The organism is Methylobacterium sp. WL116 (assembly GCF_008039455.1).
GTDB lineage: Bacteria > Pseudomonadota > Alphaproteobacteria > Rhizobiales > Beijerinckiaceae > Methylobacterium.
On sequence record NZ_VRUV01000119.1, the window covers coordinates 1 to 10,455 of the forward strand.

Genomic DNA, 10,455 nt, shown 5'->3' on the forward strand with positions numbered 1-10,455 from the left:
AGCCCGCGCCGGGTCGCCCAGCGCCCGTTGCCGTCCATGATGATCGCGGCGTGAAGGCCCGGCCTGGTGTCGGTGGGGCTTTGCATCTTGGAAGGCTCCGGTCGGGGGCGGCGCGGATGGCGGGCGGTCGGCCGTCAGGCCGGGGTGGTGTTGAGGTGGCCGGATTCCGGCAGGCGGGCGGCCTTGGCGGCGTCGCGCACCACCTGTTCCAGGACGCCGAGGTACTCGAGGAAACGGGCCCGCCCCGCCGGCGTCAGCCGGCACAGGGTCTGCGGACGGTTATGGGCGTGGCCTTTCTCCAGGCTGACGAGATCGGCCTCCTGCAGCACCGCGAGGTGGCGGCTGAGGTTGCCGTCGGTGAGCCCGCACAGGCGCTTCAGGTCGGGGAACGCCAGGCCCTTCGGATGGCCGACGAGCGAGGTCAGCACGCTGAGCCGCGCCTTCTCGTGGATCACCCGATCGAGACCGTCGTAGGAGAAGCGGCCGTCGGCCCGATCAGAGATCGCCATCGCCGCCTCCGGTGCCGGACATCACGACGGCGAGCCAGCCCTGCCCGATGGCGAAGGGCAGGCCCATCAGCCAGGGCGAGAGCGCCCGGGTCTCGCCCGCGACCGCCAGCGCGGTCAGGCCGGCGAGAAGGTAGAACGCGCCCGCGCCCTGCACCGCCCGCGGCAGGATCCGCGCCGAGGCGAACAGGCCGAGGCCGACCAGCACCTGCCACAGGCCCGGCAGCATCCAGACCTGATCGGGGGCGAAGCGCGCGATCACCAGAGCGAGGCAGGCGCCCGCCCCGGCGGCGGGCATGAACCCCTCGATCGCATTCCACACCATCGCGTCCGCCAGGCCCGAATGCAGCTGGCGCGAGCGCCGAACCGTCTCGATGCCGATGAGGCCACCCGCTGCGCAGGCCGTCGCGATCCACAGGCCGAAGAACAGTAGCGGCCGCGCGTCCGGATCGCCGAGCCAGAGCGCCTGCCCGCACGCGGTCGCCAGGGCGAGCACCCCGGTGGCGGCCAGGGCCGCCGAGCCGAGGCCGCGGAACGCGGTGTCCCGCGCGATCTGCGAGCGGATGGCGACGATGTCGGCCAGCGCCTTGTCGAGGTCGTGCATGGGCTCTCCGGCGTCGAATCGCGCTTTGCATTGCAAAGTAACCCGAGGCCGCATACGCGGCAAGCGAATTATTGCAACCGTTGGTTTCATTTATGGCGAAGTCGCTGGCATTCGTGGATCAGGGGGCGGCGCGACCTCGTCGTCGTCGTCCGCCGTGACGGGCTGCGCGCCGCGAATGCGGCCCGCCCGCCGACCGGGCCCGTCGCGAGGGCCCGGGCATTCCGCCCAGATGTCTTCGCGCGTCTCGCGAATGCGCGAGGCAAGTGTTTTGTAGGGCGCGATTTCGTAAAACCGTGCCATCATCGCCGCGATCACCAGCGGGAGAGCATGATGGCATCCGAGAACAAGCGCGGAAATCGCGAGACGAAGAAACCGAAGAAGGTGGTTTCGAAGACGATTGCTGCGGCGCCCTCGACGAAGGACATGGTCAGCGCCGCGATCAAGACCGCCGGCAAGAAGACCAAGTAGCGCAACAGTCGCTTTCGCCCGGCGCCCGGATCGCCCGGGCGATCGGCGCGCCGGGCCGCGGAAAAAGCGCTGGCGTTGTCATCCCGCTAACCGACGGCATGCCACCATTTGGCATGCTCGATCGCATCTGGACGACGGCCAAGGCGGTATTCGGGGTGGGCCTGCTCGTGGTCTGCGCGCTGCTGGCTGCGCAGAAGCTCGATCGCGAGCGGGCGGAGCAGTCGGCCCAGGCCATGTTTCGCGCCGGCGGCCCCGAGGCCACCGGCTCGATCACGCCGTCGGCGCCGGCCTCGCAGACGCAGACGCCTTCGGAATAGCGCTCTTTGGGGGCGCGCTACTCGGCGGCCTGCCGGGCGGCGTAGCCGAGCCGGCCGTTCAGCTCCTCGATCAGCTTGACCGCGGCCTCCGCGATCACCGTGCCCGGCGGGAAGATCGCCGAGGCGCCGGCGGCGTAGAGCGCATCGTAGTCGCCGGGCGGGATCACGCCGCCGATCACGATCATGACGTCGCCGCGGCCCTGCTCGGTCAGCGCGGCCTTCAGCTCGGGCACCAGCGTCAGGTGGCCGGCCGCCAGCGACGACACGCCGACGATGTGGACGTCGTTCTCCACCGCCTGCCGCGCGGCCTCCGCCGGCGTCGCGAAGAGCGGCCCGATGTCGACGTCGAAGCCGAGGTCGGCGAAGGCCGAGGCGATGACCTTCTGGCCGCGGTCGTGCCCGTCCTGCCCCATCTTGGCGACGAGGATGCGCGGGCGGCGCCCGTCGTTCTCCTCGAAGGCCTCGACCAGCCCCCGCACCTGCTCGACCGCTGGCGACATGCCACCCACCTCCCGCTTGTACACGCCCGAGATCGACCGGATCTCGGCCCGGTGCCGGCCCCAGGCCTTTTCCAGCGCATCCGAGATCTCGCCCACCGTCGCCTTGGCGCGCGCCGCCTCGACGGCGAGCTCGAGCAGGTTGCCCTCCCCTTCCGCCGCCGCGGTCAGCGCGGCCAGCCGCGCATCGACGTCGGCCTGGTCGCGCTCGGAGCGCAGGCGCTTGAGCTTGTCGATCTGCAGCGTGCGCACGTTGCCGTTGTCGACCCGCATCAGCTCGATCTTCATCTCGTCGTCGGGCTTGAACTTGTTGATGCCGACGATGGTCTGGCGGCCGGAATCGATCCGGGCCTGGGCCCGCGCCGCCGCCTCCTCGATCCGGAGCTTGGGGATGCCGGCCTCGATCGCCTTGGCCATGCCGCCGAGCTCCTCGACCTCGCGCAGGTGCTCCCAGGCGCGGGCGACGATGTCGGCGGTGAGCTTCTCGACGTAGTACGAGCCGCCCCACGGGTCGACGATGCGGGTGGTGCCGCTCTCCTGCTGCAGGAACAGCTGGGTGTTGCGGGCGATGCGCGCCGAGAAGTCGGTCGGCAGCGCCAGCGCCTCGTCCAGCGCGTTGGTGTGGAGCGACTGGGTGCCCCCTTGCGTCGCCGCCATCGCCTCGATGCAGGTGCGGGTGACGTTGTTGAACACGTCCTGCGCGGTCAGCGACCAGCCCGAGGTCTGCGAGTGGGTGCGCAGCGGCAGCGACTTCTCGCTCTTCGGCTCGAACTCCTTCACGAGCTTGGCCCAGATCAGGCGCGCGGCCCGCATCTTGGCGATCTCCATGAAGTAGTTCGTCGAGATCGCCCAGAAGAACGACAGCCGCGGGGCGAACTTGTCGATCGTCAGCCCGGCCGCCAGCCCCGCCTTGATGTACTCCACGCCGTCGGCCAGCGTGTAGGCGAGCTCGAGGTCGTTCGTCGCGCCCGCTTCCTGCATGTGGTAGCCGGAGATCGAGATCGAGTTGAACTTCGGCATCTTCTGCGAGGTGTAGGCGAAGATGTCCGAGATGATCCGCATCGAGCCCTTGGGCGGGTAGATGTAGGTGTTGCGGACCATGAACTCCTTGAGGATGTCGTTCTGGATCGTGCCGGCGAGCTTCTCCGGCGGCACGCCCTGCTCCTCGGCGGCGACGATGTAGAGCGCGAGGATCGGCAGCACCGCGCCGTTCATCGTCATCGACACGGTCATCTCGTCGAGCGGGATGCCGGAGAACAGCGTCCGCATGTCGTAGATCGAATCGATCGCCACGCCGGCCATGCCGACGTCGCCCGAGACGCGCGGGTGGTCGGAATCGTAGCCGCGGTGGGTCGCGAGGTCGAAGGCGACCGAGAGGCCCTTCTGCCCGGCGGCGAGGTTGCGCCGGTAGAACGCGTTCGAATCCTCGGCCGTGGAGAAGCCGGCATACTGGCGGATCGTCCAGGGCTGCGTGACGTACATCGTCGGGTACGGCCCGCGCAGGTACGGCGCGATGCCCGGATAGGTGTCGACGAATTCCAGCCCGGCCCGGTCGTCCGGCCCGTAATGGGTCTTCACCGGAATGCCCTCGGGCGTCATCCACGGCTCCCCCGGCGGCGGCGGCGGCACGGCGACGGCGTCCGCGCCCCAGGCGATCTCGGCGAAGTTCGGGATGCGGGAGGTCATGGGCGGTCTTCTCGATCGGGGCCGGACTTTTCGGCATTATAGGCGAGACCCGATCAGACGCGACAGCCCTCTTCGACAAGGCGACACGGCGACAGGATATTCCGGTCGCACCCCCCCCCCGCAAGGGGGGAGGGAAGACGTGCCCTAAGCGATCACGCCGCCGTCGCCTCCTGCCCGCCCGCGCGCTCCTGCGCGAGCTTGGTCACCGCCACCTGATCGACCTTGCCGGTGCCGAGCATCGGGATCGCGTCGACCACCACCACCTCGGCCGGGATCGCGAGGTCGGGGGCGCCCCGGCCCTTGGCGAAGGTCTGGTAGGCGGCGCGCGTCGCGTCCTTGCGCTGGGTGAACAGCACCAGCCGCTCGCCCTTGCGCGCGTCCGGCACCGCGGCCACCGCGCTCGGGCTGTCCGGCCACAGGTCGGCGGCGGTCGCCTCGATGCCGGCGAGCGAGATCATCTCGCCGGCGATCTTGGCGAAGCGCTTGGCGCGGCCCTTGATCGCGACGAAGCCCTGCGCGTCGATGGCGACGATGTCGCCGGTGTCGTGCCAGCCGTCCGGCGGCGGCTCCAGCACGCCGGGGTTCTCGGCGCGCAGGTAGCCGAGCATGATGTTGGGGCCGCGCACCACGAGGCGGCCGCCCTCCTCGATGCCGGGGACCGGGTCGAGGCGGTGCTCCATGCCCGGCACCAGGCACCCGACGGTGCCGAAGCGGTTGAACATCGGCGTGTTGACCGCGACCACCGGTCCGCACTCGGTGACGCCGTAGCCCTCGAGGATGCGCAGGCCGAACTTCTCCGCGTAGGTCCGGCGGGTCGAATCCTTCACCGGCTCGGCGCCGGCCACGACGTAGCGCAAGCTGCGCAGGTCGTAGGCGTGCGCCACCTTGGCGTAGCCGGTCAGGAAGGTGTCGGTGCCGAACAGGACCGTGGCGTTCGAGCCGTAGACCAGCTCCGGCACGATCCGGTAGTGCAGCGGCGACGGGTAGAGGTAGACCGGCACACCCGAGACCAGCGGCAGCACCAGCGCCGAGGTCAGCCCGAAGGCGTGGAAGATCGGCAGCACGTTGAACACCTTGTCGGATGGCCCGAAATCGATCCGGGCCGCGACCTGGGCGACGTTCGAGAGCATGCCGCGGTTGGCGACCATCACGCCCTTCGGCGTCCCCTCCGAGCCGGAGGTGAACAGGATCGCGGCCGCATCCTCTCCGGTCCGCGCCACGAGGGGCCTGCGCGCTGCCAGCAGTCCGCGGATCTTGTCGCCCGTCGTGATCGTGGCGCGCACGTCCTCCAGGTAGATCAGCTCGACCTTGTCCTTGATCGCCTCGACGAGGGGCCCGAGGCGGCCCTTCTCGATGAAGGCGCGCGAGGTGAAGATCTTCGTCACCTGCGCCGCCGTGCACGCGGAGAGGATGTTGGCCGCGCCGGCCGAGAAGTTGATCATCGCCGGCACCCGGCCGGCGGAGGCCAGCGCGAAGAACGTCACCGCGGCGCCGTTCGCGTTGGGCAGCATCAGCCCGATCGCCCGCCCCTCCCCCGCCAACGGCATCAGCTTGCGGCCGAGGATGTTGGCGCTCATCACGAGGCGGGAATAAGTGAGCTTGCCCGAGACCGGATCCTCCAGCGCCGTGCGGCGCCAGCCGAAGCGCTCGGCGGCCGCGATCAGCGCCGTCATCACGCTCCGGTCGATGTCGGTTGTGTCGAACACCAGCTCGGACATGATGCCGTAGAGCGCCGCGCCCGCCGCCTGCCGGCGCGCCTTGCCCTTCAGCTCCGGGTCGACCCCGAGCTTGACCGGCGGCATCACCGTGACGACCACCTTCGGCCACCAGCGCCGCTTCACCTGATCGCGGGACAGCCGCGAGAACACGGTCTTCTCGAGCCCCTCGATCCGCACCGGCAGGACCATCGCGCCGGACTTGTCGGCGATCAGGCCGGCGCCGTCGTAGACCTTCATCAGGCTGCCGGTGACGGTGAGGCGGCCTTCGGGGAAGATGATCAGGGTCTCGCCGCCCTTCACCGCGTTGATCAGCGAGCGGGTGGCGAGCGGCCGGGTCGGATCGAGCGGCATCGCCTTGGTGACCCGCAGGAACGGCTTCACCCACCAGCGCTGCGCGATGCCGTGGTCGACGGCGAAGACCGGCTCCTGGTCGAGCAGCGACAGGGCGAGCGGCGCGTCGAGGAACGAGACGTGGTTCAGGGCGACGATGCAGTTCGCGCCGGCCTTCTCCACGTTGTCGAGTCCGCGCACCTCGAGCCGGTAGAACGCCCGGAACAGGATCGACAGGAAGTCGCGGAACGGGCTCGTCTCCAGGGTGACGAGGACCACGACCGCGACGACGAGGTTGAGCACCGCCACGAGCGCCAGCAGCGTCGCGCTCGAGAAGCCGGCGCCCTGAAGCGCGGCGAGCGCCAAGGTGCCGCCGACCATGAAGGCCGCGGTCATCACGTTGACGGCGCCGATGATGCGGGCGCGCTTGTCCTTGTCGGTCCAGGCCTGCACCGCGGCAAACGACGGCACGATGTAGAGGCCGCCGGCCATGGCCAGCCCGAGGAAGTCGATCGCCACCCGCAGGCCGGAGCCCGTGCGCAGGAAGTCGGCGGCGCCGATCATCGCGCCGGGCTCGGGCGCGTGGTGGGCGACCGTCCAGGCGAGGTCGAGGCCGAACAGGGCCATCAGCAGCGCGCCGACGGGGGTGGGCAGCAGCACGATCCGCCCGCTGCACAGCCACGAGGCCAGGCCCGAGCCCAGCGCGATGCCGACCGAGAACACCGCGAGCAGCAACGTGACCACCGTCTCCGAGCCGTTGAAGTCGTGCCGCACCAGCAGCGGCAGCAAGGACAGCACCACCACACCGACGAGCCAGAACCAGCTGACGATGATCGAGCCGCGCCACAGGCGGCGGTCGCTCCACAGGTCGCGCAGCAGGGCCACGGTGGAGCGCGCGACGTTGCGGTCGACCTGCAGGTCGGGCGCGCCCTCGCCGGTACGCGGGATCGCCCGCGCCGCGAGCCAGCACAGCACGGCAAAGGCCATGATCAGGCCGCCGAAGACGAGGTGCGAGCCGCCCATGGCGCTGGCGAAGCCGGCGGCGATCGTGCCGAGCAGGATCGCGAGGAAGGTCGCGGCCTCGACCAGCGCGTTGCCGGCCGGCAGCTCCTCGCGGCGCAGGTGGTCGGGCAGGATGCCGTACTTGATCGGCCCGAACAGGGCCGCGATCGTCCCGAACAGCCCGAGCGCGACGAACAGGATCGGCACCGAGGCGAGGAAGAACCCGAGCACCGCGGTGCCGGCGGCGAAGATCTCGGCGAACTTCAGCCGCTTGGCGATCACCGCCTTGTCGTAGCGGTCGGCGAGCTCGCCCCCGAGGCCCGACAGGATGAAGAACGGCCCGATGAACACGGCGCTCGCCAGCGTCACCAGGATGCCGGAGTCGGAATCGCCGCCTTGCGAGACCTTGAACAGGATCAGGAAGGCGAGCGCGTTCTTCAGGAAGTTGTCGTTGAAGGCCGAGAAGAACTGGCACCAGAACAGCGGCGCGAAACGCCGGGCGGTCATCAGCGAACGGAACATGGCGGTCTCCCCGGCTGGGCCATGACTGGCTCAACCCGTGCGGTCGCGTCAAATCCCGGGCCCGGTGCGATCCACGCTGGACGACGGCATTTGAACAACGTGCAAACTAAGCGATCGCGGGCGGTGCGCAAGCTTGTTCTTGCACGCCGTGCAATCTATCGCTGCATCCCGTGCGCGACCGCACGGGACACCGCGGATGCATAGCGTGAAGACCGTTAAGAAGCGCGCCGCCGGCCCGCGCGGCGACGTCGACCGGGCCGGCTTCCTCGCGCTGGTCTGCGAGGCCGCCGAGGGCATCGTCCGGAACCAGGGCGTGCGCGCCCTCGGGATGCGGCCGCTCGCCGCCGCGATCGGCTACGCGCCGAACTCGATCTACAATGCGGTCGGCGATCTCGACGCGGTGCTGCTGCGGGTGAACGCCCGCACCTTCGCCCGGCTGCGGGACGCGCTCGCGGCGGCCCTCGACCCGGCGGGGTCACCGCGGGCGAACGCGGCGGCCCTGGCCTCCGCCTACCTCGCCTTCGTCGCCGCGGATTCGGCGATCTGGAGCCTCGTCTCCGACGAGGCGCCCGCGCGCGGCGCCGCGGTGCCGGACTGGTACTGGGAGGCGTTGGCCTCCGCGACCGGCCTCGTCGACGGAACGCTGGAGCCGCTGCTGCCCGACGCCGCCGAGCGCGCCCAGGCGGTGGCCGCCCTGTGGGCGTCGCTGCACGGGCTCGCCTCGCTCTCGACCTCGGGCAAGCTCGGGGCGCTGACCGACGCCGCCCCCGCGGACCTCGCGCGGATGCTCGTCGCCCGCTTCCTGGCGGCGGATCCGGCGGGCTGATTGACCGCTCCCGCGAAACCGGGTTGTTGGGCGGAAAGTCCCTGAGAGATCGAGCGAACCATGGTCCTGAAACGCGTGCCGACGACGCCGTTCTCCGATCAGAAGCCCGGCACGTCCGGCTTGCGCAAGAAGGTCGCCCACTTCCGCCAGCCGCACTACGTCGAGACCTTCGTTCAGGCGATCGTCCAGTCCGTCGCCGGCCGCGAGGGCGCGACCCTGGTGCTCGGCGGCGACGGGCGCTTCTTCAACCGCGCGGTGGTCCAGACCACGCTGAAGATCGCCGCCGCCAACGGCTTCGGCCGCGTCCTCGTCGGCCGGGGCGGCCTGCTCTCGACGCCGGCCGCGTCCTGCGTGATCCGCAAAGCCGGCGCGATCGGCGGCATCATCCTCTCGGCGAGCCATAATCCCGGCGGGCCGGACGGCGATTTCGGCATCAAGTTCAACACCGCCAACGGCGGCCCGGCGCCCGAGAGCGTCACCGAGGCGATCTATTCCGCGACGAAGACGCTGACGGAATATCGCATCGCCGACGTGCCCGACCTCGACCTCGACCAGGTCGGGGCGACGCGGATCGGCGACATGGTCGTAGAGGTGATCGATCCGGTCGCCGACTACGCCGCGCTGATGGCCGAGCTGATCGATTTCGACGCGATCCGCCGCCTGTTCGCATCCGGCTTCCGCATGCGCTTCGATGCGATGAGCGCGGTGACCGGCCCCTACGCCCACGCGATCCTCGAAGGCATGCTCGGCGCCGAGCCCGGCACGGTGGTCAACGGCGAGCCGAAGGAGGATTTCGGCGGCCACCACCCCGATCCGAACCCGGTCCACGCCCACGACCTCTACCAGCTGATGCTCGGCCCCGACGCGCCGGATTTCGGCGCGGCCTCGGACGGCGACGGCGACCGCAACATGATCGTCGCGCCGGGCCTGTTCGTGACCCCGAGCGACAGCCTCGCGATCCTGGCGGCGCACGCAAGCGTCGCGCCCGGCTACGCATCCGGGCTCGCCGGCATCGCCCGCTCGATGCCGACGAGCCGCGCGGCCGACCGCGTCGCGGCCCGCCTCGGGATCGGCGCCTACGAGACGCCGACCGGGTGGAAGTTCTTCGGCACGCTGCTCGATGCCGGCTTGATCACGCTCTGCGGCGAGGAGAGCGCCGGCACCGGCTCGAACCACGTCCGCGAGAAGGACGGGCTGTGGGCGGTGCTGCTCTGGCTCAACATCCTGGCCGCGACGGGCAAGCGCGCCGACGCGATCGTGCGCGAGCACTGGGCGGAGTACGGGCGCGACTACTACACCCGGCACGATTACGAGGAGATCGCCTCGGACGCCGCCAACCGGCTGATGGACGGGTTGCGGGACAAGCTCGCGGAGCTGCCCGGCCGGCGGATCGGCGACGTCACGGTCTCGGCGGCGGACGATTTCCGCTACGTCGACCCGGTCGACGGCTCGGTGAGCGAGCGCCAGGGCATTCGCGTCACCTTCGCGGAGGATGCCCGCATCGTCTACCGCCTGTCCGGCACCGGCACGGCGGGCGCGACGCTGCGCGTCTACATCGAGCGCTACGAGGCGGCGCCGGACCGGCTCGAGCGGCCGGTCGCCGCGGTGCTGGCTCCGCTGGTCGCCGTCGCCCGCGAGCTGGCGGAGATCGAGGCGCTGACCGGACGGGCCGAGCCGAGCGTGGTGACGTGAGCCGGAACCGATCCCGGTAGACTACCGGTTGCGGAGGTGCCGGGCGGCGCTTGGCATATTGTGTGCCTCCCATGTCGGCACGAGCCCACGCGGCGGAACGCAAGGAGGTCCTCCTTGCCCGTGGATCGGTGATGCCGTCCGATCGACGGAGGGCGTCGCCGTTTCCTTCGACGCGCGGATCGTTCCCGTTCCGCGATCGAAAAGTGCCCGATGAACAAGACTTCGCTCACGCGCCGCAACCTCGTGCTCGGCAGCGCCGCCCTCGGCGCGCTCGGGGTGGGCTGGCC

The 10,455-nt window shown here is 70.5% G+C and carries 8 protein-coding genes and 1 pseudogene; 4 read left to right on the plus strand and 5 right to left on the minus strand.

Annotation, left to right across the window (positions count from 1 at the left end; all coding sequences use genetic code 11):
- The 3 genes and pseudogenes from FV223_RS31725 to FV223_RS11380 form a co-directional block, all read right to left on the minus strand.
- Positions 1–86, minus strand: a pseudogene (locus tag FV223_RS31725) (isoprenyl transferase); the annotation flags it as partial.
- Between the two features lie 48 nt (positions 87–134).
- Positions 135–509, minus strand: coding sequence for a transcriptional regulator (locus tag FV223_RS11375; protein WP_147727150.1), 375 nt, complete (start codon positions 507–509; stop codon positions 135–137).
- Positions 496–1,110, minus strand: coding sequence for a hypothetical protein (locus FV223_RS11380; RefSeq protein WP_147727151.1), 615 nt, complete (start codon positions 1,108–1,110; stop codon positions 496–498). The genes FV223_RS11375 and FV223_RS11380 overlap by 14 nt, the downstream gene beginning before the upstream one ends.
- Here FV223_RS11380 and FV223_RS11385 point away from each other — a divergent pair.
- Positions 1,105–1,578, plus strand: coding sequence for a hypothetical protein (locus FV223_RS11385; protein WP_147727152.1), 474 nt, complete (start codon positions 1,105–1,107; stop codon positions 1,576–1,578). The two genes, FV223_RS11380 and FV223_RS11385, sit on opposite strands and share 6 nt — an antisense overlap.
- Before the next feature lie 113 nt (positions 1,579–1,691).
- The gene (locus FV223_RS11390) at positions 1,692–1,895 is read left to right on the plus strand and encodes a hypothetical protein (protein ID WP_147727153.1); all 204 of its coding nucleotides are present in this window, start codon (positions 1,692–1,694) and stop codon (positions 1,893–1,895) included.
- A 17-nt stretch (positions 1,896–1,912) separates the two neighbouring features.
- Here FV223_RS11390 and scpA read toward each other — a convergent pair whose 3' ends face one another.
- Positions 1,913–4,078 carry a methylmalonyl-CoA mutase gene (scpA, locus tag FV223_RS11395; protein ID WP_147727154.1) on the minus strand — a complete coding sequence of 722 codons (2,166 nt, stop codon included), beginning with the start codon at positions 4,076–4,078 and terminating at the stop codon, positions 1,913–1,915.
- 152 nt (positions 4,079–4,230) lie between these two features.
- Positions 4,231–7,650 (minus strand): acyl-[ACP]--phospholipid O-acyltransferase, encoded by a 3,420-nt coding sequence (locus FV223_RS11400; RefSeq protein WP_147727155.1) that lies wholly within the window; start codon positions 7,648–7,650, stop codon positions 4,231–4,233.
- 205 nt (positions 7,651–7,855) lie between these two features.
- On the opposite strand from FV223_RS11400, the gene FV223_RS11405 reads away from it, so the two are divergent.
- The gene (locus FV223_RS11405) at positions 7,856–8,476 is read left to right on the plus strand and encodes a WHG domain-containing protein (protein WP_246686535.1); all 621 of its coding nucleotides are present in this window, start codon (positions 7,856–7,858) and stop codon (positions 8,474–8,476) included.
- 60 nt (positions 8,477–8,536) lie between these two features.
- Positions 8,537–10,168 (plus strand): alpha-D-glucose phosphate-specific phosphoglucomutase, encoded by a 1,632-nt coding sequence (locus tag FV223_RS11410; RefSeq protein ID WP_147727157.1) that lies wholly within the window; start codon positions 8,537–8,539, stop codon positions 10,166–10,168.
- The last annotated feature ends 287 nt before the right edge of the window (positions 10,169–10,455 follow it).

Bases quoted from the DNA above. Each gene is read 5' to 3' on its own strand.
- FV223_RS11410 (WP_147727157.1), top strand. From the start codon at position 8,537: ATGGTCCTGAAACGCGTGCCGACGACGCCGTTCTCCGATCAGAAGCCC.
- scpA (WP_147727154.1), bottom strand. From the start codon at position 4,078: ATGACCTCCCGCATCCCGAACTTCGCCGAGATCGCCTGGGGCGCGGAC.
- FV223_RS11380 (WP_147727151.1), bottom strand. From the start codon at position 1,110: ATGCACGACCTCGACAAGGCGCTGGCCGACATCGTCGCCATCCGCTCG.
- FV223_RS11375 (WP_147727150.1), bottom strand. From the start codon at position 509: ATGGCGATCTCTGATCGGGCCGACGGCCGCTTCTCCTACGACGGTCTC.
- FV223_RS11400 (WP_147727155.1), bottom strand. From the start codon at position 7,650: ATGTTCCGTTCGCTGATGACCGCCCGGCGTTTCGCGCCGCTGTTCTGG.
- FV223_RS11390 (WP_147727153.1), top strand. From the start codon at position 1,692: ATGCTCGATCGCATCTGGACGACGGCCAAGGCGGTATTCGGGGTGGGC.